This window comes from Kitasatospora sp. NPDC127067, assembly GCF_042724755.1.
GTDB lineage: Bacteria > Actinomycetota > Actinomycetes > Streptomycetales > Streptomycetaceae > Kitasatospora > Kitasatospora lactacystinica.
In genome coordinates, this window is record NZ_JBHXEM010000005.1 from 25,445 (window position 1) to 49,875 (window position 24,431).

The 24,431-nt window shown below is 72.8% G+C and carries 24 protein-coding genes; 15 read left to right on the forward strand and 9 right to left on the reverse strand.

All coding sequences use genetic code 11. The features are described 5' to 3' along the window. Nucleotides 1-123: 123 nt before the first annotated feature. The 3 genes from ACFWJ4_RS03490 to ACFWJ4_RS03500 all read right to left on the reverse strand — a co-directional run bounded on the left by ACFWJ4_RS03490 (nt 124) and on the right by ACFWJ4_RS03500 (nt 3,089). Nucleotides 124-1,332 (reverse strand): cytochrome P450, encoded by a 1,209-nt coding sequence (locus tag ACFWJ4_RS03490; protein ID WP_380538671.1) that lies wholly within the window; start codon nt 1,330-1,332, stop codon nt 124-126. A gap of 189 nt (nt 1,333-1,521) precedes the next feature. Next, nucleotides 1,522-2,238 (reverse strand): response regulator transcription factor, encoded by a 717-nt coding sequence (locus tag ACFWJ4_RS03495; RefSeq protein WP_359915336.1) that lies wholly within the window; start codon nt 2,236-2,238, stop codon nt 1,522-1,524. Continuing rightward, a complete protein-coding gene (locus ACFWJ4_RS03500; RefSeq protein WP_380538673.1) occupies nt 2,235-3,089 on the reverse strand; it encodes a sensor histidine kinase in 855 nt (284 codons plus the stop codon). The genes ACFWJ4_RS03495 and ACFWJ4_RS03500 overlap by 4 nt, the downstream gene beginning before the upstream one ends. Before the next feature lie 118 nt (nt 3,090-3,207). On the opposite strand from ACFWJ4_RS03500, the gene ACFWJ4_RS03505 reads away from it, so the two are divergent. The 4 genes from ACFWJ4_RS03505 (at nt 3,208) to ACFWJ4_RS03520 (ending at nt 7,953) form a co-directional block, all read left to right on the forward strand. Next, entirely contained in the window at nt 3,208-3,933 is a 726-nt protein-coding gene (locus ACFWJ4_RS03505) for an ABC transporter ATP-binding protein (RefSeq protein WP_380538675.1), read from the forward strand. Then, on the forward strand, nt 3,930-6,242 hold the full coding sequence (locus tag ACFWJ4_RS03510) for an FtsX-like permease family protein (protein WP_380538677.1): 2,313 nt from the start codon (nt 3,930-3,932) through the stop codon (nt 6,240-6,242). The genes ACFWJ4_RS03505 and ACFWJ4_RS03510 overlap by 4 nt, the downstream gene beginning before the upstream one ends. A 155-nt stretch (nt 6,243-6,397) precedes the next feature. Next, nucleotides 6,398-7,333 (forward strand): hydroxymethylbilane synthase, encoded by a 936-nt coding sequence (gene hemC, locus ACFWJ4_RS03515; RefSeq protein WP_380538679.1) that lies wholly within the window; start codon nt 6,398-6,400, stop codon nt 7,331-7,333. An 86-nt stretch (nt 7,334-7,419) separates the two neighbouring features. Beyond that, nucleotides 7,420-7,953, forward strand: coding sequence for a hypothetical protein (locus tag ACFWJ4_RS03520; protein WP_380538681.1), 534 nt, complete (start codon nt 7,420-7,422; stop codon nt 7,951-7,953). Nucleotide 7,954: 1 nt separating this feature from the next. On the opposite strand, the gene ACFWJ4_RS03525 is transcribed toward ACFWJ4_RS03520, so the two are convergent. Further along, complete coding sequence (locus tag ACFWJ4_RS03525; protein ID WP_380538683.1) at nt 7,955-8,473, reverse strand: helix-turn-helix domain-containing protein; 519 nt, start codon at nt 8,471-8,473, stop codon at nt 7,955-7,957. Nucleotides 8,474-8,522: 49 nt separating this feature from the next. On the opposite strand from ACFWJ4_RS03525, the gene def reads away from it, so the two are divergent. The 6 genes from def (at nt 8,523) to ACFWJ4_RS03555 (ending at nt 14,386) form a co-directional block, all read left to right on the forward strand. Next, complete coding sequence (gene def, locus ACFWJ4_RS03530) at nt 8,523-9,113, forward strand: peptide deformylase (protein WP_380538685.1); 591 nt, start codon at nt 8,523-8,525, stop codon at nt 9,111-9,113. Beyond that, complete coding sequence (locus ACFWJ4_RS03535; RefSeq protein ID WP_380538687.1) at nt 9,110-9,766, forward strand: class I SAM-dependent methyltransferase; 657 nt, start codon at nt 9,110-9,112, stop codon at nt 9,764-9,766. Before def ends, ACFWJ4_RS03535 begins: the two co-directional genes overlap by 4 nt. 187 nt (nt 9,767-9,953) lie before the next feature. Next, nucleotides 9,954-10,442: a hypothetical protein gene (locus tag ACFWJ4_RS03540; protein ID WP_380538689.1), complete on the forward strand. Its 489-nt coding sequence runs from the start codon at nt 9,954-9,956 to the stop codon at nt 10,440-10,442. After that, complete coding sequence (locus ACFWJ4_RS03545) at nt 10,439-11,704, forward strand: haloacid dehalogenase-like hydrolase (protein ID WP_380538691.1); 1,266 nt, start codon at nt 10,439-10,441, stop codon at nt 11,702-11,704. Before ACFWJ4_RS03540 ends, ACFWJ4_RS03545 begins: the two co-directional genes overlap by 4 nt. A 209-nt stretch (nt 11,705-11,913) precedes the next feature. Further along, nucleotides 11,914-12,261 carry a hypothetical protein gene (locus ACFWJ4_RS03550; RefSeq protein ID WP_380538693.1) on the forward strand — a complete coding sequence of 116 codons (348 nt, stop codon included), beginning with the start codon at nt 11,914-11,916 and terminating at the stop codon, nt 12,259-12,261. Between the two features lie 82 nt (nt 12,262-12,343). Continuing rightward, nucleotides 12,344-14,386 (forward strand): alkaline phosphatase family protein, encoded by a 2,043-nt coding sequence (locus ACFWJ4_RS03555; RefSeq protein WP_380538695.1) that lies wholly within the window; start codon nt 12,344-12,346, stop codon nt 14,384-14,386. Nucleotides 14,387-14,506: 120 nt separating this feature from the next. On the opposite strand, the gene ACFWJ4_RS03560 is transcribed toward ACFWJ4_RS03555, so the two are convergent. Beyond that, a complete protein-coding gene (locus ACFWJ4_RS03560) occupies nt 14,507-14,692 on the reverse strand; it encodes a DUF397 domain-containing protein (protein WP_380538697.1) in 186 nt (61 codons plus the stop codon). Between the two features lie 2 nt (nt 14,693-14,694). Then, on the reverse strand, nt 14,695-15,567 hold the full coding sequence (locus ACFWJ4_RS03565) for a helix-turn-helix domain-containing protein (RefSeq protein WP_380538699.1): 873 nt from the start codon (nt 15,565-15,567) through the stop codon (nt 14,695-14,697). 130 nt (nt 15,568-15,697) lie between these two features. On the opposite strand from ACFWJ4_RS03565, the gene ACFWJ4_RS03570 reads away from it, so the two are divergent. From ACFWJ4_RS03570 to ACFWJ4_RS03580, 3 genes are all read left to right on the forward strand, one after another. Next, entirely contained in the window at nt 15,698-16,195 is a 498-nt protein-coding gene (locus ACFWJ4_RS03570; protein WP_380538701.1) for an ATP-binding protein, read from the forward strand. Between the two features lie 251 nt (nt 16,196-16,446). After that, nucleotides 16,447-16,650: a hypothetical protein gene (locus tag ACFWJ4_RS03575; RefSeq protein ID WP_380538703.1), complete on the forward strand. Its 204-nt coding sequence runs from the start codon at nt 16,447-16,449 to the stop codon at nt 16,648-16,650. A gap of 239 nt (nt 16,651-16,889) precedes the next feature. Then, nucleotides 16,890-17,525 (forward strand): CAP family protein, encoded by a 636-nt coding sequence (locus tag ACFWJ4_RS03580; protein ID WP_380538705.1) that lies wholly within the window; start codon nt 16,890-16,892, stop codon nt 17,523-17,525. A gap of 58 nt (nt 17,526-17,583) precedes the next feature. On the opposite strand, the gene ACFWJ4_RS03585 is transcribed toward ACFWJ4_RS03580, so the two are convergent. The 3 genes from ACFWJ4_RS03585 to ACFWJ4_RS03595 form a co-directional block, all read right to left on the reverse strand. Then, nucleotides 17,584-20,550: a M48 family metalloprotease gene (locus tag ACFWJ4_RS03585; RefSeq protein ID WP_380538707.1), complete on the reverse strand. Its 2,967-nt coding sequence runs from the start codon at nt 20,548-20,550 to the stop codon at nt 17,584-17,586. Further along, complete coding sequence (locus ACFWJ4_RS03590) at nt 20,551-21,108, reverse strand: hypothetical protein (protein ID WP_380538709.1); 558 nt, start codon at nt 21,106-21,108, stop codon at nt 20,551-20,553. A 127-nt stretch (nt 21,109-21,235) separates the two neighbouring features. After that, nucleotides 21,236-22,483, reverse strand: a complete 1,248-nt coding sequence (locus tag ACFWJ4_RS03595; protein WP_380538711.1) for an NDP-sugar synthase — start codon at nt 22,481-22,483, stop codon at nt 21,236-21,238. A gap of 17 nt (nt 22,484-22,500) precedes the next feature. Between ACFWJ4_RS03595 and ACFWJ4_RS03600 the strand changes: the two genes are divergently transcribed. Both ACFWJ4_RS03600 and ACFWJ4_RS03605 read left to right on the forward strand, forming a co-directional pair. Next, a complete protein-coding gene (locus tag ACFWJ4_RS03600; protein WP_380538712.1) occupies nt 22,501-23,712 on the forward strand; it encodes a serine hydrolase domain-containing protein in 1,212 nt (403 codons plus the stop codon). Nucleotides 23,713-23,818: 106 nt separating this feature from the next. Continuing rightward, nucleotides 23,819-24,346, forward strand: a complete 528-nt coding sequence (locus ACFWJ4_RS03605; RefSeq protein ID WP_380538714.1) for a hypothetical protein — start codon at nt 23,819-23,821, stop codon at nt 24,344-24,346. The last annotated feature ends 85 nt before the right edge of the window (nt 24,347-24,431 follow it).

The following is a 24,431-nucleotide window of genomic DNA, read 5'->3' on the forward strand; positions in this document are numbered from 1 at the left end:
TGGGGGCCTGGTGGCAGGCCGGTGGATGCGTGGAGCGGTACGGGCGCCGCGCGGCCGCGGGTGACGGGCGGCTGCGGGCGGGCGGGCGGCGGCAGGTGGGGCGGCGGCAGGTGGGGGAGTCGGCTACCAGGCCACCGGCAGGGTGCGCGGGAAGCGCCAGATCGAGCCGGAGTTCCAGTCGAGTTCGGCGGGGTCGACGGCCAGCCGCAGACCGGGGAAGCGCCGCAGCAGGGTGCCGATGGCGACCTGCAGTTCCATCAGGGCCAGGTGCGAGCCGGGGCAGCGGTGCTGGCCGTGCCCGAAGGTCATGTTGACGGGCCCGGCGTCGCGGTCGAGGTCCAGCTCGTCGGGGCGCTCGTAGGCCGCCGGGTCCCGGTTGGCGGTGAGGTAGGAGACGTGCACGGCCTCGCCGGCCCGGATCGGCACGCCGCCCAGCTCGACGTCCTCGGTGGCGACCCGGGCGATGCCGACGCCCTGGCGGAAGGGGACGAAGCGCAGCAGCTCCTCCAGGGCGCGCGGCAGCGTCTCCGGCCGGGCGCGCAGCTCGGCGAGCTGCTCGGGGTGGGTGAGCAGGGTGTAGGTGAGGTTGCCGAGCTGGTAGGTGCTGGTGTCGTGGCCGGTGACCAGCAGGACCATCGCCATGACGGTCAGCTCGTCCGGGTCCAGCAGTTCGTCGCCGTCGCGGGCGGTGGCGAGGGCGCTGATCAGGTCCTCGCCGGGGTGGGCGCGGCGTTCGGCGGTCAGCTCGGCGAAGTAGCCGCGCAGGGCGGTCTTGGCGGCCTCCTGGCCGTCCCGGCTGCCCGGGCCCATCCGCATCATCGCCACGGCGTGGCGGCGCAGTTCGGCGCGGTCGGCCGCGGGGACGTCCAGCAGCTCGCAGATGGTGGCGAGCGGGAGGCGGTCGGCGAGGAAGCGCATCAGGTCGGCGGGGGCGCCGTGCTCGGTCATCTCGTCGAGGTAGCCGTCGACGGTCCGCTGGGTGGCCGGGCGCATCCGCTCGACCTGGCGGTTGGTGAAGCCCTGGGCGACCAGCCGGCGCAGCCGGTTGTGGGCGGGCGGGTCCATCAGGTTGATGGCCTCGGCCTGGGCGATCGGGGCGGGCGTCATCCGGGGCAGGTCGCGGCCGATGCCCGCGGCGCGGCTGAACCGGCGGTCGGTGGTGACGACCCTGACGTCCTCGTAGCGGGTGGCCAGCCAGGCTTCGCCCTCGCCGTGCGGCAGCCGGATCCTGGCGACCGGGTCCTCGGTGAGCAGTCGCTTCAGGAGGGGGTCGAACTCCAGGCCGTCGGTGTGGTGGAAGGGGCAGTCCCACACGGGGGGGTTGGTGGTCACGGGCCGGTCCAAGTGTTGTCGTCATGCCGGGGGGTGGCGCCCGAGGTGTGTCGGTCCGGCTCGGGCGTGGACATGCAGATGGTGCCCCATGAATTGGCAAAAATGGGAATTCGGTGAAGAGTTAACTCCAATGAGTGAGATTCGGATGATAGTCACGCGAATTGGTGCGGATGGGCGGCGAGTTGACGATCAGCCGCCACCCGGCGCGACCAGCCCGGTCTCGTAGGCGAGCACCACCGCCTGCGCCCGGTCGCGCAGGTTCAGCTTGGCGAAGATCCGGGCCACATGGGTCTTCACCGTCGACTCGCTGAGCGTCAGTTCGCGCGCCAGCTCCGTGTTGGACAGCCCGCGCCCGAGCAGCGTGAGCACCTCCGCCTCGCGCGGGGTCAGCGGGGCGAGGTCGCGGTGCAGCGCCGGGCCCTCGGAGCCCGGGGCCGGCCGCGGCGCGCCGGCCGCGAAACGCTCGACCAGGCGGCGGGTGATCGAGGGGGCGAGCAGCGCGTCCCCGGTGTCCACCAGCCGTACGGCGGCGGCGAGGTGGGCCGAGGTGACGTCCTTGAGCAGGAAGCCGCTGGCCCCGGCGGACAGCGCGGCGTAGACGTAGTGGTCCAGGTCGAAGGTGGTCAGCATGATCACCCGGCAGCCGGGCACCCGGGCCAGGATGCGCCGGGCGGCCTCCAGGCCGTCCGTGCCGGGCATCCGGATGTCCAGCAGCGCGACGTCCGGGCGGTGCAGCACGGCGGCGGCCACCGCCTCGTCGCCGTCGGAGGCCTCGGCGACCACGTCGATGCCGCGCGCGGTGAGGATCATCCGGAAGCCGGTGCGGACCAGCTCCTGGTCGTCGGCGATCACCACCCGCGGACGGCGCTCCGGCGGCTGCTCCGGGTCCGTGCGGCCCCCCGTCACGGCCGGTCCAGCGGGATCCGGGCGCGGACCCGGAAGCCGCCGCCGAGCCGGCGCCGGGCATCCAGGTCACCGCCGTACACCGCGACCCGCTCGCGCAGGCCGAGCAGCCCGCGCCCGGCGCCGTCCGGCCCCGGCCCGACCGGTGCGGCGGGTGCCCCGGAGAGCACGCTCGGACCGCTGTTGAGCACCTCCACCCGCAGGTAGTGGTCCGCGTAGCGCACCGTCACCTCCGCCGTCACCCCGTCCCCGTGCTTGAGCGCATTGGTCAGTGCCTCCTGGACGATCCGGTACGCCGTCACGTCGATGCCGCCGGGCAGCGGCCGCGGCTCGCCGGAGATCCGCACCTCGACCGGCAGCCCGGCGAAGGCGAACCGGTCGATCAGCGGGCTCAGCCGGCTCAGGCTGGGCTGCGGCGCGAAGCCGTCCGCGGCCGGCTCCTCGCCGCCGTCCGCGGCGGGGGCGAGCAGGCCGAGCAGGTGCCGCAGTTCGGTCATCGCGTCCCGCCCGGCCGCCTCGACCGCGGCCATCGCCGCCGCGGCCTCCTCCGGCATGGTGGTCAGCACCTCGCGCGCGGCCCCGGCCTGCACCACCATCAGGCTCACGTTGTGGCTCACGATGTCGTGCAACTCGGCGGCGATCCGCGCCCGTTCGGCGTCCACGGCGGTCCGGGCGGCACTCTCCCGCTCCCGTTCCAGCAGCCAGCCGCGCTCGCCGACGGCCGCCCGGTGCAGCCGCCGCGCCCGGGCCAGCGCCACGGCCAGCCAGCAGGCCGCAGCGGCCGCCGCCCCGGCCGTCGCGACGGCCGCCCACTCCCACCCCGATCCCCACACGGCACCAGCCTCCCAGGTCATGGCATGATCCACATCATCCGGGGGTGCCGCCCCCGTACATCCCGGGTACTACGGCCGCCCGCGGTTACACCCGGGGTGGGACGTGCCGGCGACGGCCCCGCGCCTACGGTCGTCCACCATGAGCAACGACCACGACGGGACCTCCCGGCCGGGCGACGCGCAGGTCGTCGTCGAGCTGTCCGGGGTCCACAAGGAGTTCGGCGACGCCAAGGCGCTCGACGGCGTCGACCTGCGGATCCGCGCGGGCGAGGCGGTCGCCGTGATGGGCCCCTCGGGGTGCGGCAAGTCCACCCTGCTGAACATGGTGGCCGGACTCGACCGGCCCACCGCCGGCACCGTCCGGGTGCAGGGCCAGGACCTCGGAGGGCTGAACGAGAACGGACTGGCCCTCTTCCGCCGCCGCCACATCGGCATGATCTTCCAGTTCTTCAACCTGATCGACGACCTCCCCGCCCTCGACAACGTCGCCCTGGCCGCCCAGCTGACCGGCACCAACGCCCGCCAGGCCCGCCGCCGGGCACTGGAGCTGCTGGACGAACTCGGCGTCGCCCACCGCAAGGACGTCTACCCGGCGACGCTCAGCGGCGGCGAGCGCCAGCGGGTCGCGGTGGCCCGCGCCCTGATGAACCGCCCGGCCCTGCTGCTCGCCGACGAGCCCACCGGCGCGCTGGACAGCCGCTCGGGCGAGCAGGTGATGGACCTCCTGATCGACCTCAACCAGATCGGGCAGACCCTGCTGATCGTCACCCACGACCCCGGCCTGGCCACCCGCTGCGCCAGCCGGCTGGTCGAGATGGCGGACGGCCGCGTGGCGAACGAGCGGATGCTGGAGCCGCAGTCATGACCGGCGCGGTGTGGCGGGCCTCCCGGGCGGCCGTGAAGCGCCGCCGGGTGCAGACCGTCGTGATCGGCCTGGTCGTCTTCTGCTCCACCGCGACGGTGCTGCTCGCCCTCGCGGTGATCAGCGCCGCCCGGGCGCCGTTCGACGCGGCCTTCGAGGCCGAGCGCGGTGCGCACGTCACCGCCGCCTTCGACCCGGCCAAGGCCTCGGCGGAGCAACTGGCCGCCACCGCCCACCGGCCGGGCGTCGAGGCGGCCGCCGGACCGTTCGACCAGGCCGTGGTGGAGATCCCCACGGACTGGGTCGGCCGCCCGCCCGGACCGCTGACCCTGGTCGGCCGGGCCGACCCGGCGGACGCGCCGGTGGACCGGGTGGACCTGCTGGCCGGCCGCTGGGCCACCGCGCCCGGCGAGGTCGTCGTCAACAACCCGGCCGGGGGCGCCGGGACGAGGAACCTCGGCTATCAGCTCATCACCAGCACGGGACTGAAGCTCACGATCGTCGGCTTCGCGACCGGCATGAGCCAGTCCTCCGGCGGTTGGGTCACCCCCGCGCAGGCGGCCGCCCTGCACCCCACCGCCCGGCAGATGCTCTACCGCTTCACCGACGCGGCCACCGAGCAGCAGCTGACCGCCTCGCTCGGCACCGCCACCGAGGGCGTGCCCAAGGACGCCCTCACCAGCACGCAGTCGTACCTGGTGCTCAAGCAGGCCTTCTCGGCGGGCGCCGACGCCTACCTGCCGCTGATGACGGTCTTCGGCGTGCTCGGTCTGATCGTCGCCGCGCTGATCGTCGGCAACGTGGTGAGCGGCGCGGTGGTCTCCGGCTACCGGCACATCGGCGTGCTGAAGTCGATCGGCTTCACCCCGCGCCAGGTGGTCACCGTCTACCTGACCATGGTCTCGGTGCCCGCCGTCGTCGGCACCGTCCTCGGGACGGCGGCCGGCTGGGCGGCGGCGTACCCGATCCTCCGGACCGCGTTCTCCGGGATCTCGACCGGCTCCGCCGTGATCGAGCCGGCCCGCTGGCTGCCCGCCGCCACCCTGATCAGCGTCCCGCTGCTGGTCGTCCTCGCCGCGCTCGTCCCCGCCTCGCGCGCCCACCGGCTCTCCGCCGCCCAGGCCATCTCGGCCGGCAGCGCGCCGCGCACCGGACGCGGGCTGAAGGTCCAGCGCCGGCTGAGCGGCACCCGGCTGCCGCGCGCCGTCAGCCTCGGTCTCGGCCAGCCCTTCGCCCGCCCGGCCCGGACCGCGCTGACCATCGCGGCGATCGCGCTCGGGGTGGTCACCGTGACCGTGACCACCGGCCTGAGCAGCACCCTGAGCAAGGTCATGGCCTCGGCCGACGGCAGGACCCATGTCAACGTGCAGACCAGCCACTTCGCGGGCAGCGGGATCGAGCCCCGGCTGACCCCGGAGCAGACCGAGGCGATGCTGCACGCCGCCCCCGGCGCCGAGCGGGTCTCCGTCCGCGGACTGGTCCGGATCGGCATCGTCGGACAGCCCCAGCCCGTCTTCGCCAACTTCTACGGCGGCGACGCCATGGTCGACCACCGGCGGCTCGACGTGGTCGAGGGCCGCCCGGCGACCGGGCTGAACGAGGTCGAGGCCGGGCCGGCCTTCCTCGACCAGCACGGGATCAAGATCGGTGACCGGCTCACCCTGGTCCTGGACGGCCGGCAGACCACCGTCACCCTCGTCGGCGAGGAGATCCAGGGCAACGCCAACTCGATCTCCTCCAACGACGCCACCAGGGCCCTGCTCACCCCCGACCCGCACGTGGTCGAGTACGACGTGCGGCTCGCCGACGGCGCCGACGCCGAGGCGTACCGGAAGGCGGTCACGGCCGCCGACCCGAGCCTCTCGCCCTCGATCGTCACGGCGAGTTCGGAAGGGCCCGTCGTCGCGATCAAGACCTTCAGCACGACCTTCAGCGTCCTGCTGTCGGTGGTCGCCGCGCTCGGCGTCTTCAACACCCTGCTGCTCACCATCCGCGAGCGCCGTCGCGACCTCGGCATGCTGAAGTCGATCGGGATGACGCCCCGGCAGGTCGTCGCGATGACGGTCACCTCGGTGGCCTGGCAGGGCGTGGTCAGCGGCATCATCGGCATCCCGGTCGGCATCCTGGTGCACCGGCTGATCGCCGAGAACGTCCGGATCATCAACTTCCCGGAGGCGACGATGGACGTCTGGGGCGCCCCGCTGCTCGTCGGCCTCGCCCTGGCGGGCGTCGCGATCGCCGTCCTCGGCGCGCTCGTCCCGGCGCGCTCGGCGGCCCGGCTGCCGATCGCCGAGGTGCTGCACAACGAGTGAGCCCGCGGGCCCCCGCCAGGGGCGAGGGGTGGGCGGCCGGTCGGGACTCCCGACCGGCCGCCCGTGTTGTCCGAGCTTGCGGAATCCCGCGCCGCGTGTGTCATACCGCCTGACGCATGCTCAATCACCGCCGTGCGGACGCCTATCATCGCGCCATGGCCACCGCTGAGCTGATCCGCATCGTCTCCCGCTCCTCGCCCATGGCGCTCGCCCAGGTCGAGCGGGTCCGCACCGAACTCGCCGCCCTGCAGCCGGGCCTGCGCACCGAGGTGGTGCCCGTCACCACCTCGGGCGACCGCTGGACGGGTGATCTGGCCCAACTCGGCGGCAAGGGCGCCTTCACCAAGGAGGTCGACGCCGCGCTGCTCGCCGGGGAGGCCGACGTCGCCGTGCACTGCCTCAAGGACGTACCCGCCGACCGGCCGCTGCCGGCCGGCACCGTCTTCGCCGCCTACCTGCGCCGCGACGACATCCGCGACGCCCTCGTCCACCCCGGCGGCCTGTCGCTGGCCGCCCTCCCGCCGGGCACCCGGATCGGCACCTCCTCCGTCCGCCGGGTCGCCCAGCTCGCCGCCTCCCACCCCCACCTGGAGTGCGTCCCGATCCGCGGCAACGCCAACAGCCGGCTCGCCAAGCTGGACGCCGGGGACGTCGACGCCCTGCTGCTCGCCGTCTCCGGCCTGGAGCGGATCGGCCGTACGGAGCGGATCACCGAGGTGCTCGGCATCGAGGCGATGTGCCCGCCGATCGGCGCCGGCATCCTCGTCCTGCAGTGCCGCGAGGGCGACACCGCGACCATCGAGGCGGTCACCGGCCTCGGCCACCATGACACCTGGCGCGAGGCGGCGGCCGAGCGGATGTTCCTGCACGCGCTCCAGGGCCACTGCAACAGCCCGATCGCCGGCTACGCCCGGGCCGAGCGGGACGGCCGCCTCTCGCTGCGCGGACGCGTCTTCACCCCGGACGGCAAGCGGGTGCTGGACGCCCACGAGTGGGCTGGCGCGCTCAGCCCGGAGGACCTCGGGACCTCGGTGGCGCTGGCGCTCAAGCGGCAGGGGGCGCAGGAGCTGATCTCCTCGATCCCGCACTGACCCGGCCTCCGGGCCAGGGGTGCCGCGGTCGGTTTTTCCCCGTCGGAGCGAGAACCGGGCGGGTGCCCGGGGCGTCCGTCTGAGGCGTGATCAGTACGGTGCTCGGCGGGATGCCGATGTTCTGGCCCGGGCTGCTGCTCTCGCTGGTGCCCGCGGCCCTGTGGAACCGGCCGGTGGGGCGGTTGCTGCGGGCCCACTGGGTGGTGGGCTTCGTGCTGCTGCTCGGACTCGGCGGGGTGGTCGTGGCGACGCTGCTGCCGGACGCCTTCCGGCTCACCGAGGGCGCCGTCCGGCACTGCGCCGTGGAGGGCGGCAGGCCGCGCTCGCCGTACGAGCTGCTGCACGTGCGGCACATCGAGCTGAAGCTGGCGACCTACGCCCCGGTCGGCTTCGCGGCCGCGCTGGCCGGGACGCGGCGGCGGGCGGTGGTGGCGCTGGTGGGTGCGGCGGTGCTGCCGTTCGCGGTGTCGGCGGTGCACTACGCGGTGCCGGCGATCGGGCGGGCCTGCGATGTGCAGGACGTCTGGGACGGGGTGCAGGGGGTCGCCCTGGGGGCGGTGCTGGGGCTGGTGGCGGGGCCGCTGGTGCGGGCGGTGCGGGCGCGGTCGCGCGCTGTCTGAGCTATTGGTCGAGGAGCGGGAAGAGCCGGGCGACGGCGGCGACCGGGCGGGCCCCGGCGGGCCGGGTGGCCGGGTCGGTGTCGCGGCCCCGGTAGCGGGCCAGCACCCGGCGGAACTCCTCGGCGACAGCGGCCAGTTCGGCGGGGGTCAGATGGACGACGGCGCTGAACGCCTCGTCCTGCTGCCACTCGGCCGGGGCCTCGGCGCGCCGGGCGAGCCAGTGCCGGTGGCTCTCGTCCTCCAGGCCGCGCGCCAGTTCGCCGAACCCGCCGTCCGTCTCCGCCCGTCGGGCCGTCGGCAGCCGCCACGGCCGGGCCCGCCCGTCGGCGGCCGGGGCCTCCTCGATCAGCCCGTACCGGGCCAGCTGCCGCAGGTGGAACGAGCAGAGGCCCGAGCTGAGGCCGAGCCGGCCGGCGGCCTCGGTGGAGGTGACGGTGTCGTGCTCGGCGAGCAGTTCCAGCAGCGCGGTGCGGACGGCGTGCTCGGGGAGGGAGCCGGTTCTGACGAGGTCTTCGGTCACTTTGCAAAGTCTGCTACTTTGCAAAGCTGACAGCAAGTCCATCGAGGGAGTGCCTGTGTCCGAGTTGCGCGAACGCCCGACCGTCCTGCGGATCACCGAGGTGGGGGAGGAGATCCTGCGCCGCACCTGCCGCCCGGCCACCGAGGAGGACTTCGGCAGCGAGCGCCTCGCCCGGCTGATCGACGACATGTTCGTCACCATGCACGTCGCCGACGGCTGCGGCCTCGCCGCCAACCAAGTGGACGTCGACCTGCGCCTGTTCGTCTACGACTGCCCCGACGACGACGGCGTCCGGCACACCGGCCACATCCTCAACCCGGTGATCGAGGAGCAGGAGCCCGGGCGCGCGCTCATCGAGGAGACCGAGGGCTGCCTCTCCGTCCCCGGCGCCAACACCGGGCTCGCCCGCCCGGCCCGGACCGTGGTGCGCGGCGTCAACCAGCACGGCGAGCCCGTCACCATCGAGGGCACCGGCTACTTCGCCCGCTGCCTCCAGCACGAGACCGACCACCTGAACGGCGGGCTCTACATCGACCGGCTCTCCGCCCGCGACCGCAAGCGGATGATGAAGCAGACCGCCGACCGTCGGGAGAAGGTCTTCGCCGAGCGCGCCACCAGGGCCGCCAAGGCCGCGCGTTGACCGACCCCGCGCACCTCGCCGCCGTCCGGGACTCCTACGACACCGTCGCCGCCGACTACCTCCGCCTCGTCGTCCCGCCGGAGGGCATGGACCCGGTGTCCCGGGCGATGCTCGCCGCCTTCGCCGAGCTGGTACGGGAATCGGGCGGCGGCGAGGTCGCGGACCTCGGCTGCGGACCGGGGCGGGTGACGGCGTACCTGAGCGGGCTGGGGCTGTCGGCCTTCGGGGTGGACGTGTCCGGCGGGATGATCGCGCTCGCCCGCCGCGCCCACCCCCAACTTCGCTTCCTGCAAGGCTCGATGGCCGCACTCGACCTGCCCGACGCGGCCCTCGGCGGCATCCTCGCCTGGTACTCCGTCCACCACACCCCGCCCGCGCAACTGCCCGCGCTCTTCGCGGAGTTCGCCCGCCTCCTCGCACCCGGCGGCCACCTCCTCCTCGGCGGCCACGTCGGCGAGCCCCAACTGCTGCGCCCGGCCCGGGCGTACGGCCACCCGGTGACGTACGCCTCGCACCTGGTCCCGGCCGGGCGGCTCGTCGAACTCCTCGAACAGGCCGGTTTCACCGTCACGGCGCGGGTGGAACAGCCGAACCCGCAGCGGGAGGACCGCTCCTACGTGTGTTTGCTGGCCCGGGCGTCGGGCGGACGCTGAGCCCCGCGGCGACTGGACCTTCCGGGCGGTGCGATGCCTCCGGATTCACCTGGACAGTGCACGTACCCGCGCAGGCCGGTGTCACTTCGGGGACGATCGAGCCGTTCCCCAGCCCGGCCGGTCGTTCCACGATCCGTGGTGCCACCCGGGCGAACGGGGTCATCCGGAAGGCCGAAGGAGCATCCCCATGGGCCACTGCATCACCGACGTGAACGTCCTCGTCGCCTACGACAAGAATCCGGTCCCCGTCCCCACCGGTTGGAAGGTGCTCGACACCGACCTCAACAGTGGTGTGTCGGGCGACTACCTCTACCTCGTCCACGAGCGGTGCGACCAGGACCACCCGATCACGGACATCCGCGTACTCGTCGGGGACGAGAAGCCGCCCAAGGGCTACGAGAAGATCCCGGTGGACCTCAACAAGGGCGCCGTCGACGCGGACTCGGGGAAGCCCCACCCGCTCTTCATGGCCGTGACCCGAACGGCCGTCGCGGGCCACCCGCCCATCGAGGACCTGCGGATCGCGTCCTGGGTCGAAGGCGACAAGAAGGTCGACCCGCCGTCCGGCTACAGCAGGATCAACGCCGATCTGAACGCCGGAGTCAGCAAGATCGACGGCGCGGGCAAGACCACCACGACGCACATCTACCTCGACCGCAAACCCGCCGCTTCATGAGAGCTACTCGCCCGGCTCTCACCGCGATCGCGCTCACCACCGTCCTGGCGACCGGAGCACCGGCCCTCGCTGCCCCGTCACCCGCCTCGGCGCCGCCCGCCGCAGCCGCGAACTGTCCGATACTGGACACCCGTCTGTCCTGGTACGGGGACAACCGGCAGAAGCTCCAGGAGTTCATCGACGCGTCCGGCGGCTGCACGCACCCCGGTGCGCACCCGCTGGCCCTGTTCGACTGGGACAACACGCTGGTGAAGAACGACGTCGGCGACGCGACGATGTCCTGGCTGCTGCGCAACGACAAGATCCTCCAACCCGCCGGCCAGGACTGGTCCACCACCAGCCGCTACCTGACCGCCGAGGCCACCACGGCCCTGGGCAAGGCCTGCGGGGATGCCGCCACGGCCGGGAGCCCCCTCCCCACGAGCACGAACGCCGGATGCGCCGCCGAAATCCTCTCCGTGTACGGCGAGCACGTCACCACCGGCGGTGCGGCGGCCTTCGCGGGATTCGACCACCGGCGCATCAACCCCGCCTACGCGTGGGGCGCGCAGCTCCTCGCCGGGCACACGCTCGACGAGGTCGCGGCGTACGCCCGCCAGGCCCGCGCGGAGAGCCTGGCGGCGTCCCCTTCGGATGCCGCGCAGGCCGTCCGCACCGTCTGGGTGCGGTACTACGAGCACATGCGCGATCTGGTCGGCACCTTGCGTCGGGCCGGCTTCGACGTGGGCGTCGTCTCCGCCTCCCCGGAGCCCGTGGTGCGGGTGTGGGCCGAAGACCTCGGGTTCGCCGCCGACGAGGTGATCGGGATCCGCAACAAGACCGAAAGCGGCAGGCTGACCGCCCACTTGGCCGACTGCGGTGCCGCGCCGGCGGATTCCGTGATCACCTACATCGACGGCAAGCGCTGCTTCGTCAACCAGGACATCCTCGGGATCCAGGGCCAAGCCGCCTTCCAGCGGGCCCCCGAGGCCGAGCGCCAGGCGCTCGCCGCCGGGGACTCCACCACCGACGTCACCTTCGTGGGCGATGCGACGGGACTCCGCCTGGCGATCAACCGGCAGGCGGCGGAGCTGATGTGCCACGCCTACCGCAACGAGGACGGGAAGTGGCTGGTGAACCCGATGTTCATCGACCCCCTGTCCGCCCTGCCCTGCCGGTACCCCTGCTCCACCACGGCCTACACCGGGCCCGACGGCACGCCGGGGCCGGTGCGCGACGACGCGGGCGACGTGATTCCCGACCAGGTCGACGCCGTCCACTGAAATGGAAGTCTTGCTCCCGGGGAATATGAATCCTGCACGAACCATAATGGATTTCCCGGGGTGCGACTCGGAGTGATCGGGCGTACGCTGACCGTGGTGCTGACATGTGGTCATCCACCTCGCAAGGGCGTACAGGACGGGCGTGAGCGCGCCGCCCGCACAAGGCGCTTGGAACCGCAAAATACACACGACCCTGAAAGGGATCCATCATGGGATTCAGTCACGTGGACGCAGTCATGGCCGTCCCTGACAAGCCTCGCCAATTCTGGTTCTTCTCCGGCCGTAACTACAAGCGCATCGAGATCGAGGTCAAGAGCGCTCACCCGTACGGGGACAAGCTCATCAGCGAAGGCACGATCAAGTCGGACTGGCCCAGCCTGTCCGACTTCACCACGGTGGACGCCATCGTGAAGGTTCCGGACGGCAGCAACGAGTACTGGGTCTTCTCCGGCGACCAGTTCGTCCGCATCAACGTGAACGACGGCGAACCGCACGAGGACAAGAAGACCTACGGGCCGGCTCCGCTCAGCGAGTGGGCAAGCCTCACCCGGAACTGACGCCTCGCCGAGACGGGCCGCCCGGCCGGCTGTCCGGCCGGGCGGTCCGCGCGGAGCCACGAAAGCACCCAGGGAGACGAGAATGTCCGACAAAACAGTCCCGTCCGACCTTCCGCCCTCGCTGATCGAGGCGATGAAGCGCAAGCCGCCGGCAGGAGGGCTCGGCGCGGTCAAGCACGTGGTCCTCCTGATGCAGGAGAACCGTTCGTTCGACCACTACTTCGGCAAGGGGGTCGACGGTGTGCGGGGGTTCGAGGACCGCAACACGGTCCTCCTGCCCGACGGCAAGACCTCGGTCCTGAAGCAGCCGGACGGGGACGATCACGTCGGGCCGCACCAGTGGCCGGCCCCCGGAGTCGACTACGACGCGGACATCGCCCACGACTGGGCCACCGGTCATCAGGCTTGGCACGACGGCTGGTGGGACCGCTGGATCGAGGCAAAGCGGGACAAGGACCATCCCAAGGCCGCCAACACGATGGGCTACTACGACCAGCCCGAGGTGGTCGGGTTCTACCGGAAACTGGCCGGTGCCTTCACCATCTGCGATGGCTACCACTCGTCCGTCATGGGCGAGACCACCAGCAACCGCAACTACCTCTTCTCCGGATTCGGCGGCTGGGAACCCACCGGGGAGCGGGTGACCGGCACCGATGCCCATAAACGGGAGAGGGATCCGGGGGACCCGGGAGCCTACAACTGGACGAGCTACCCGGAACTGCTGGAAGCCAACGGCGTGTCCTGGCAGGTCTACCAGGAGTGGGACAATTTCTACGACAACAACCTGGAGTTCCACGACAGGTTCAAACGAATTGCCACCTCCGTTCTGAAGGGGATGCCCAAGAAATATGTGAGCATGTACCGCTTCTACCATCCGGTGGACGACGACGCCCGTCCTCCCGGGCCCGACGACATCAGCGACAACGACCTGGAGGCGCTGGACGGCGAGGTCAAGAAGCTGTCCAGTGCTGACCGGAGCCTCTTCGAACGCGGACTGCGCCGTCAGCGGCCCAGCAAGAACGGAGGCGGCGTCGAGAACATCCGCGGTTTCGTCCAGGCGTTCAAGGCCGACGTCGAGGCGGGCAAGCTGCCGCAGGTGTCGTACCTGGTCTCCTCGGCGCGGGATTCGGAGCACCCCGGGAACTCCTCCCCGGGGTACGGCCAGCAGATCGCCTATCAGGTCCTGGACGCCATCGCCTCCAATACCGACGTGTGGGACTCCACCATCGTGTTGATCAGCTACGACGAGAACGACGGCCTCTTCGACCACGTCCCGCCGCCAGTGCCGCCGGGGCGGTGGGACGACGAGTTCGTGGGCAAGCAGCCCATCGGGCTGGGCACCCGGGTTCCCATGATCGCGGTGTCGCCGTGGACGGTCGGCGGCTACGTCAACTCCCAGGTCTTCGACCACACCTCGCAGGTCCGCTTCCTGGAGAACTGGCTGGACGTGCGCCAGCCGGCGATCAGCCGGTGGCGCCGCACGGTGGCGGGCGACCTGTCGTCGGTCTTCGACTTCGACCGCACCACTGCCGTCACGAACCCGTACAAGGGCTCCGGCCCCCGCCCGGCGCGGCCGCTGCCCTACCAGCCCGACGCGCACGGGGCGCTCGATGCCGGCGCGCAGAAGTTCTCCCTGTGGATGGACAACAGCGGCAGGGCCAGCGCCCACCTCGCGCTCTACCCGTACGCCGGCGAGTACGACGTCCCCCAGCACTTCGATGTCCTCGGAGCCGTCGTCGAGGCTGTTCCGGTCAAGGACGGCGTTTACAACTTCACCCTCACCGGGCCGAACGGCTTCCGCCGCGAGTTCGCGGGCGAGACCACGGGCGACGCAGCGTTGGTCGATGTCGCCACGGTGGTGGACGGGGCCACCCGCGAGCTGAAGCTTTCGATCACCAATCGGGGCGCGTCGGTGCTCAAGGTGAAGGTGGCCCCGAACGCGTACAGCAAGGTTCCCGCGAAGGATTACGACGTTCCTGCGAACGGGCAGCCTGTTGTGGTGACTTGGAAGACCGATGATGCCCAGGGCTGGTACGACCTGACCCTCACCGTCGAGCAGGACTCCTCCTACCGGCGCCGCTTCATGGGCCACATCGAGAACGGCAAGGAGAGCATCAGCGGCTGAAGCGCGCCTGCCCGGGCCCGTACAGAGCGGATCTGTCGGGCGGGGGCCGGCCGGCCGCCGGTACGCCAACGGCCCGCCGCCGGGAAGGCGGTGGGCCGTTGAGGGGAGGTCCGGAAGGTGTCAGACCTCGCTGGTGGCGGCGAACTTCACGAACATCTCCCAGGCGGCCGGCTCGAAGGCCAGCTGGGGGCCGCTCTTGTCCTTGGAGTCACGTACGTGGACGGTGCCGGGGGTCTCGGCGACCTCGACGCACGCGGCGCCCTCGTTGGTGCTGTAGCTGCTCTTGAACCACGCCAGCTCGGCCATGCCTACCGCTCTCCCAGAATCGCTTCGATCAGGGCCAGGGACTCCTTCAGCCCCAGGGCCTGGGCCCGGATGCTGCTGTACCGTGCGGCCATATTACGGACTTCCGCCGGATCCGTGATCAGACGGTTCACGTGCTGCGCCTCGACATATCCGATCTGCGGGCGGTTGGGCGGGGTCAGCAGGATGAACGAGCCGCCCATGCCCGCGTGACTCATTCGGTCGAGCGGCATGACCTGGAGTTCGGGGCCCCGCATCTGCCCCACCTTCAGCAGGTGCTGGAGCTGCTCCTTGTGCACGTCCCACCCGCCCAGCGGGCGCCGCAGCACGCTCTCGTCGATCACCCAGGTCACCACCGGCAGGGGCCAGCGGGTCAGGATCTCCTGCCGGGCCAGTCGCGCCGCCACCCATTCGTCGATCTTCTCGGGCGAGAGCATCGGCCGGCGCATCTCGTACAGGGCGCGGATGTACGCCTCGGTCTGGAGCAGTCCCGGGATCACCATCGTGCCGTACTCGTGGATCTCGATGGCCCGGTTCTCCTCCGAGGTGAAGGCCTTCGAGTAGGCCGGATGACGCTCGCTCATCCGGATCTTCGCCTTCATCACGTCGTCCGCGATGAGCTTCAGGGCGCCGCCCGCGTTGATGAGCGGATCCACCTTCGTGAGGTACTCGATCCTCGCCGTCCGGACGCCGCGTTCCATCGCGCCGATCTGGTCCTCGCTGTAGCCCGTCAGGGCTGCCAGCTGCTTCTGCGTGATCCCGGCCTTCTCGCGGAAGTGCTTGATCAGCTTGCCCACCGCGCTGTAGAACTCCGCGACCCCGTCCGAGTTCTCCGCCGTCTCACCGTCATCGAACATCGTGCGTTCGACGCCAGCCATGTGTACCACCCGCCTTTGCGACCGATTGATCCGAGCCGACCGACAAGTCGGCCCTCCGTGTCCGTACAGGCACCCTCCGTGCTCGCCCGGCTCCTGGCCAGGGTACTTCCGCCCCGCCACGCTTACTCCCATGACGACCGAAAACCCCCTCGACAACCCCCGGTCCCGTACCGCCACCCTCATCGCCTCCCCCAAGGGCGCCGCCATCTGCCGTCGCCTGGCGCGACGTCAACTCATGGACTGGGAGCTGGACTCCACGCACACGGAACCGTTCCACTGCGCGCTGCTGATCGTCGCCGAGCTGGCCGCGAACGCGATCACGCACGGGCGTCTTCCGGGGCGCGGGTTCGAGGTTCACCTCTCGCTCACCACCTCCGTGCGCCGGGGTGCCACCCTGCGCATCGAGATCAGCGATCCCCGGGGGGACAGGCTCCCCGTCCTCCCCACCGTCCACACCCCGAACGCCCAGACCGGTCGCGGCCTCACCCTCGTCGACGCCCTCTGCCACCGCTGGGGCACCATCCCCCGCCACCCCAACTCCAAGACCGTCTGGGCCGAACTCGACCTCGTCGAGGCCCCCGACGCCCCCGACGCCCCCGACGGCCCCGACGCGCCCGAGGCCCCCTGAGCCCCGCGAGACCCCACCGGTCCTCCGAGCCGCCCGGAGTGGGAAGTCGGCCCGTCCGACTTCCCACTCCTCCGGTCGACGCCCTGGGCCCGGACCATCCCAGGTTTGTGGGATGTCCCCAGGCCGACCGCCGCTGCCAGGATGTGCCGCACGGAGCCGAACGCTCCGGCCGGGCTTCGGAGTTCGGGCTCCGCGGGCTGTCGCGGGGCTGCGCCGGAGCACCCGGCTCTCCGGCAGAGAGATCCACATCCATGAAGATCCGTCGACTGGCCGCCACCGCGGTCGCCGCGGCAGTGCTGGCCCCCGTGCTCGTCCTGGCCACCGGCACCCAGGCGAACGCCTACCCGCGGCAGCTGTCCAAGAGGGAGCAGTGCACCGCGGCGTGGAACGTCAACTACTGGTCCGGTGGCGAGTCCTTCGCCCGCGGCCAGTGGAGGGCCTGCATGGGGGGCTGACCGCCTCCGCGGCCCTGGCGCCCCGAGCGCCCCAGCACCCCAATGGGCCACAGGGCAGGGAGTGGGAAGTCGGCCGGTCCGACTTCCCACTCCCTTCTGTGTCGCGCCCGTCCGTGGCAGTGCCGTGCCCAGTGCCGCCGCCCGGGCGAACGCGCGCATTCCGGCCGGCCTCCCGTGCCCTCGCCGCCCCCGGTGGCGTTAACCCGGTGACGATCACTCGGAGCGCGAAGGAGACCGCCGTGGAACGACGTCGAATCCGCAACGCCGTCCTGGGAGCGTGCAGCGCGGCGGCGGTCATGGGTGTGCTCGTGCCGGCGCAGCCGGTCCGGGCCGCCGAGGCCTTCCCCCGTCCCGCGCTTCCCCTCCTCACGGACCAGGCGTTCCAGGACGAGGCCATCCGGACGCACAACCGGTACCGTGCCGCGCACAGTGCCCCGCCCCTGACGCAGGATCCCGAGCTCGTCGGGTACGCCGAGCAGCGCGTCACCCGCCTGAGCACCGGTCACAAGCTCGACCTGGTGAACGAGGGCCGGGTCAAGGGCGTGGGGGAGAACATCTGGTGGGGCTGGATCGGGTCGGTCGAGCCGGGCACCGAGCCGGCCCCGGCCGGTGTCGCGGTGGACCGCTGGTACCAGCAGGGCCGCGACTACCGGTACGACCAGCCCGGCTACGACCAGAACCCGGGGACGGGCGGGTTCACCCAGGTGGTGTGGAAGGCCACGACCCGCATCGGCTGCGCCCGGGCCGCCGGCGCGGGGACGGCCGACACCAAGGACGGTCTGGAGTCGTACATCGTGTGCCTGTACAAGGAGCCGGGCAACGTCGACGACCCGGCCGCCTACCGGCAGAACGTGCTGCGGCCGGTGGAGGGCTGACCGCCGCCCGGGCACAGGCCCCCGGCTCGCCGGTCGTCACCGACGGAGGAAGACAGCCTCAGGAAGCCGGGCGGTCGCAGACCGCCGCGGTGCCCTGCGCGGGCGGGCGGGTGGTGCCCCGGAAGCCGCCCGCGCGGAGGATCCCGTCGATCCCGGCGTTGACCGATTCCGCGCAGCGGCGGGCCGCATACAGGTCGAGCAGGGCGCTTCTCAGGCCGGCCTGGTCGCGGGCGGTCAGTGCCTGGGTACAGCGGCGACTGCCGTTGTCCGCCTTGGTGGTCAGCGCGTGCCAGTCGGCCCGTAGGCGCGGGTCGGCGGGCACGCGGAACCAGACCGTCTCGAACCAGGCGGCGCTCCCCCACTGGGTGCAGGCCGGCCGGAGGCGGCGGTCCAGCGCGTCCCAACTGTCCTTGGCGGCCTGGGCCTCCCGGACGGCGGCGGTCAGGCGACTGTCGTACGAGACCGCCATGTCGATGAGATCGTCGCCGCTGAGGCGGTACCAGGCCCGGATCTGCCGCAGGCGGGTGAACTCCGACCGCGGCGGGTCCGGGAGCCCCCAGAACTGCACCAGGGAGCGCTGGGACGTGAGCTCGTTGACCATGAAGCCCAGCTGGTACCTCCTGAAGCCGCCGTCCGTCGCGGTGCCCGCGACCGCCACGACGCACAGCAGGATCACCGCGAGGCGGCGTGCGCGCGGTCCACGGGCCCGAGGTTCGCCGGCCCGGGTGTCGGGGCAGTGGGTGTCGGGGCGGCGGGTGGCGCGCGAGGCGGACGGCCGTCGACGGCGGACGGCCGTGACGGCGACAGCGGTGAGCGCGGCGACGACGGCGGTGAGCCCGGAGAGGACGAGGGCGTTGTTCAGCACGAAGGTGAACGGGAACAACGGCCTCCACCAGGCCGGCCGCCAGGCGCAGCTGTCCGAGAGGACGTTGAGCGGGGCGACGCAGCCGTCCACCGAGACGAGGAGCGTCATCGCGGCGGCCCCCAGCACGGTCGCCGTCCCGGCGGCGATCAGGGCGCCCAGCAGCCGGAAGCGCCGGTCGGCGGCGCTCGCCACGGCGGCGGCCAGGCCTGCGGGCAGGCAGAGCGCCGACAGCAGGAGGCCCGCGTACCGCAGGGCGTAGAGCCCGCCCCGCGCGTCCGGTACCGGCTGCCCGGTGTGGATCCAGGCCTGGACGCCGACGACGGACAGGCTCGCCAGTGCTCCACCCAGCAGCCCGGGCAGCATGACCTTGCGCAGCGGCGCCACGGGACGTTCCGGCCGGGGTACCCGGTCCGGCATCCAACGCGGGGTCCGGCCCGCCGTGCCGGACGCCCAGGCGAGCAGCGGCACGACCCACAGGACGATGACGGCCAGTGAGCCCATCGGCGTGTCGGCGACGTTCGACAGCTGCGGCAGCACCGTGGCGAGGCCGGGAATCCTGGTCAGGTCCCCGGTCGGGGCTTTGGAGGGAAGCCACTGCAGGACGGACTGGGCGACGGCCTGGGCGCCCGGAAAGTCCCGGTTCAGCGCCGTGGCTCCGGCGAGCATCCACCAGGTGAGCCACGACGTCATGGCGACGCAGCCGGCGGCCAGGCAGAGCGTGAGCGCGGGGCGCGGGGTCCGGCCTCGTGAGGTGCGGGTCCACAGGTGCGCGCACTGGGTGGTCCACCAGCCGAAGGCCGCTCCCGCCGCCACCGGTACCAGCAGGACCAGCGGCCGCTGCGGTTGCCAGGCCCAGCCCGCGCCCCAGCCGCTGAGGACCAGGCCGGCCGACATGCCGGCGCCCAGCCACCCCCCGGCCCACGCCCCGGAGGGCACCCGGGTTCCGGTCAGGACGGCGTACACCACCGCCCGCCACAGGGCGACGACGATCACGCCGGTCACCAGGGCACCGGGAACGATGACGAGCAGCGTCATCAGGTTGTTGGTGAAGTTCACGCGGTACGGCGCGATCTGCCGGAGCACCTGCTGCACGGCCAGGACGGGCACGGTGCCGATGAGGAAGAGCGGCAGGACCGAGGTGCGGAACAGCGGGGCGGGATCGACCAGGGCCCCCTGGCGCAGGCCCCACCGTGGATGGGTGCGCCACAGGTCGAGGAAAGCGTCGAGCAGGCGGCGCACCGCGCTCCCGGACGGTGCGGCGCTGACGGACCAGCCGTGCGGGTCCGCACCCCAGCGCACCGCGGCCAGGTCGGCGTAGATCTCCCGGCTGCGCAGCGCGTCGGAGCGGGCGAGGTACAGCAGCACGACCATGACGACGGCCAGCGCGACGGCCCGGTCCAGCTGCGGCACCCGGCCGTCCGCCACCACGCCGTAGATCACGTAGCCCAGGCAGAGCACGTACGGCAGCAGCACCAGTGCGAGGAAGACCCGCCACAGGGCGACCGTGAGGTACGTCAGGGTGACGTCCCGGTTGGCGATGTGGGCGAGTTCGTGCAGCAGCACCGCCCGGAACCGCTTCGGATCGCGCCGCCGGACGGCGAGCAGGCCGCCGTGCAGGCAGACGACCGGGCGGCGGGTGCGGCCGAAGACCACCGCGCTGACCGAGGCCGCCGCGGGGTCGACCACCACCCGGGGCGTCGGCGCCACGCCCGTCGCCGTGCACAGTTCGGTGAGCAGGGCGAGGAGTTCGCCGTCCGGATCGACCGCGGCCAGCGGGATGACGCGGCCGCGCCGGGCCTTCCAGTGCGGCAGCGCGGCGAAGAGCAGGGCGGCCACCACCAGCAGGAGCAGCGGCCAGGCGGCCACCTGCCACCACGGCGGCGCGGGCGCCCACAGGGACAGACAGAAGCGGGAGGCGGTGACCTGGCCGGAGATGCTGAGCGAGGTCTTCCAGTAGCTGCCGTCAGCCGGGTCCACGCCCGCGGCGAGGCTGCACCCGGACTCGTCCCCGTCGGCCAGGACCCTGACCACTTCGAGGATCATGGCGCCGCCGGCGGTGAGCATCAGGAGCAGCAGGACGACGAACCGGGGGCCCGTGCCCGCGCCGAGGACCCTTTCGTCGATCCGCAGCCGTCCGGGCGGCGCCCCGGTGGCGTTCACCTAGTCCTGCCCGGTGCCGGTGGGGTCGGTGGGGGGCTCCGGTGCCGGTGGGGTGGGCGGAGCGGGCGGGTCCAGTGCGCGGGACAGGGCCAGCCGGGCCACGACCCTGTCGGCGATCTCCTCGGTGAGATCGGGCGCGAGGCCGCGCTGCTCGCCCGCCGTCAGGAGCAGGGCCCGCACCTCGACCAGCTGCTCCCTGGTCAGCGGCTGGAGCTCGGCCGCGGGGGCCGGTCGCCGGAACAGCCGCCGCACCAGGCCCGTGGCCCCTCGTGAGGCGCGGTCCACCGTCGTGGCCACCATCCGCTGCGCCACCTCGTCGAGCACCAGCCACACGACGGGCGTCACCAGGGCGGCGACCTCCCCGATCCCGAACCCCAGCGGCTCGCGCCGCCCTCCACCGCGGCTCAGCCGCCGCACGACCGTGGCGTCGTCGAAGCGGCGGAGCCCCTCCACCAGGAACAGTTCCTCCGGTGCGAGGGTCTCCACGACCGATCGCACCACGTCACGCACCAGCACTGTCGGCCGGCCGTCGCCGGTCATGTCGGTTCCGGATCCCACTCGTCCCCCAGACCTTCGAGAATCCTTCCGGCTCGCACGAGGTCGGCGCGCCGGATCGTCCACTGTGGCACGGGATGTGACGGACGGGCAGGACTTTTCCCGAGCCTGCTCCATCTGCTCACGGAGCCTACGGACGTCCCGATCGAGCGGGCGCTGCGGAGCCGGGTGCTGCGGAGCCGGGTGCTGCGGAGGCGGGTGCTGCGGAGCCGGGTGCTGCGGAGGCGGGTGCTGCGGAGCCGGGCGTGACGGAGCCGGGCGTGACGGCCCGGGTCAACGGGAAGCCGGATCCGCTCCCGTGGCGGCGGTCGGTGGCCGGATCGGTTCCGGGCGGGTCGGTGCCGCCCCGCGTGTGCGCAGTTCCCGCAGGTCGTGCGGGGTGTTGACCGCGTACCAGAAGCCGTCGGCGCGGTATCCCGCCAGCTGCCGCAGCCGCACCAGGTGGGGGAGTGTCGTGTTCGCGTGGTCCCCCCCGGTCCGGCAGCAGGGGGACGACGCCGGGCTCGAAGGCGTACACGCCACCGTTGACCGTGCAGACGGGCGGGGGCGGCGCGGCGAGTTCGGCGACCCTCCCCAGGGCGTCGCAGCGGACCGTGCCCCGGGGCAGCCGGGGAGGGACCAGTGCGACCGTGGTCAGTGCCCCGCATCGCAGGTGGTGGGCGCCCAGCGCGGTGAGGGGAAAGTCGGCCCAGATGTCGCCGTAGACGGCGAACCACGGTTCCCGCGGCGCCGGAAGTGCGCGGGCGGCGAGTTTCAGCCCTCCGCCCCGCCCCAGCGGGGAGTCCTCCACGACCACGGTGGTGCGGATCGGCAGGGGCGAAGCTCGTACGTAGTCGGTGATCAGCTGCGAGCGGTAGCCCGCCGAGACCACCACCGTCTCCACGCCCGCGTCGGCGAACCGGTCGATCTGGTGGCGCAGCAGCGGTGTGCCGTTCACCTCGACCATCGCCATGGGGCACAGGTTCGTGTGCGGGGCGAGTCGCCTGCCGCGTCCGCCCGCGAGGATCACGGCCTGACGGATCGGAGCGCAGGCGTCCGGCGATGACATTCCCGACCTCCCGGGAGCGACGGCGCGGCGTCGGAGCACCGGCCGCGAGGCGCGGACGGAGCGGACGACTGCGACGAGGGTAGCCCCCGATACGCCGTTGGAGAGGCAATCGACCCGCTCGCCGGGCAGGACGGCGGCTGCGCCTCCTGCGCCTCCTGCGCCTCCTGCGCCTCCTTCGCCGACGACCGACCGCCCCCCCCTGCGCCACCCCTCCGGGCCGACCCTGACGGAAGGTCGGGGAACGACGGCTCCCCGCCCCTGATGTCCGGGGCGGCCGGGGCCGGAAGACTCGTCGCCGGGCCGGGAACCACCGGTCCGGACGACGACCATCCTGGAGCCGGACCCGCATGAACGCGCAAACGAACCGCACCCGTTGGGCCGTCCTGGCCGCCGCCGGCGCCCTGGCGGCCGCGCTGACGGTCGGGGCGGGCAGCCCGGCCCTCGCCACGACGCCCTCCGTCGGCACCTCGGCGCCGGCGAGCCCGTCCGCACTGCCGCCGCTGGAACCGGCGGCGCTCCGGGCCGCCCTCGCCCAGCGGCCCGCCGCCGACGTCTCCGCCGCGTTCCTGCGGGTCACCGGTTCCGCCGGGAGCTTCGAGGGCGGCTCGGCGGAGAGCGGGATGCGGGTCGACCCGCACGGCCGGTTCCGGATCGGGTCGATCTCGAAGGTCTTCACCACCACCGTCGTCCTCCAGCTCGCCGGCGAGGGCCGGATCGACCTCGACGGCGCCGTCCGGCAGTACCTCCCGGACTTCCCCTACGCGTCGGTCACGGTGGGGCAGTTGCTCAACCACACCAGCGGACTGCCCGGCGGCTCCAACGTGCCCTGGGGTGACGGCACCACCGGCTGGTTCGCCGAGCACCGGTTCGACTCCTTCACCCCCGAGGAGGTCCTCGCCACGATGGCCGGGCAGCCGCTGGGCTTCACGCCCGGAAGCGCCCAGCAGTACAACGGCATGAACACCTTCGTCGCCGGGCTGATCGTGGAGAAGGTCACCGGCCACCGCTACGCCGACGAGCTTCACGCCCGGATCGTCCGCCCGCTCGGCCTGCACGACACCTCCCTCCCGGACGCCGACGACCCGCGGCTGCGGCACCCCGCGACCCGCCCGTACCTGACCGTCCCCGACGCGGACGGCGGCTCGCGCCGGGTGGACGTGACCGAGCAGAGCCCGTGGCCCTGGGCCGAGGGCGGCATGATCTCCAGCGCCCCCGACCTGGACCGCTTCATGACGGCGCTGTTCCGGGGCCGCCTCCTGCCGCCGGCCCAGCAGGAGCTGCTGTTCACGGTCCCGGACGTGCCGATGGCCGGGCACGGCGGCCACTGCCCGGACGGCACGGCCTGCATGAGCACGGGCCTCGAACGCCTCACGGCCGGCGGCATCGTGGTCTGGGGCAAGACCGGGTCGCGGCCGGGCTCCACCAGTGGCGTCTTCGCCACCCGGGACCTCGCCCGCGAGGTCGTGTACTCGGTCGACCCGACCGCGCTGAACGGCGCCGAGACCCCGTACCTCCTCGGGCTGCTGACCACCGCGTACGGCCTGGGGTCCAAGGGCTGACGTCCGTTCTCCACCGCTGGGCCGAGGGCGGGTTGGCTCGCGCGGGGGAGGCGGGCGGGCCGTGCGGTGGACGTGCGGCGGGGGTGGTGTCCGGGACGGTGGAGCCATGCTGATGGACATCCCGGTGGGCGACACCGAACGCCCCGTTCCCCGTTGGGCCCTGCGACTGGCCAAGGCCCTCCCGTTGATCGTGCTGCCGCACTGCCTGTGGCGGCTGCCGTTCGCCTTCGACTTCCGGATGGGCACCGTCGACCCGGCCGCCCCGCCCTACGTCTGGTGGGCCGCCCCGTACGTGATCGGTCTGAGCGTGGTCACCGAGGCGCTGACGCTGCTGACCCTGGGGCTGGTCAGCGGCTGGGGCGAGGTGTTCCCGCGCTGGGTGCCCGTGCTGCGGGGCCGTCGGGTGCCGCCGCTCGCGGCGCTCGTCCCGGCCGTGCTCGGGGGCCTGATCCTGGTGGCCCTCTTCGACGGCATGCCGCTCGCCTGGCTGGGCGTGTTCGCGGAGGTCGGCTACAGCAACGGCTGGTGGATGCTCCTGGGTCGGATCTGCACCTCGACGGCGATGTTCTGGGGCCCGATCACCCTCGCCCTCGCCTGGGCCTACCACCGCCGCCGCCGGCCGGGCACCGCGTGAGTCCGCCCGCCCCGCCCCGCGCCGGCGGGGCGGGGCGGGAGCGCGGGCCACTACGACACCTGAGCGGCCGCCCCGGCCCGCCCGG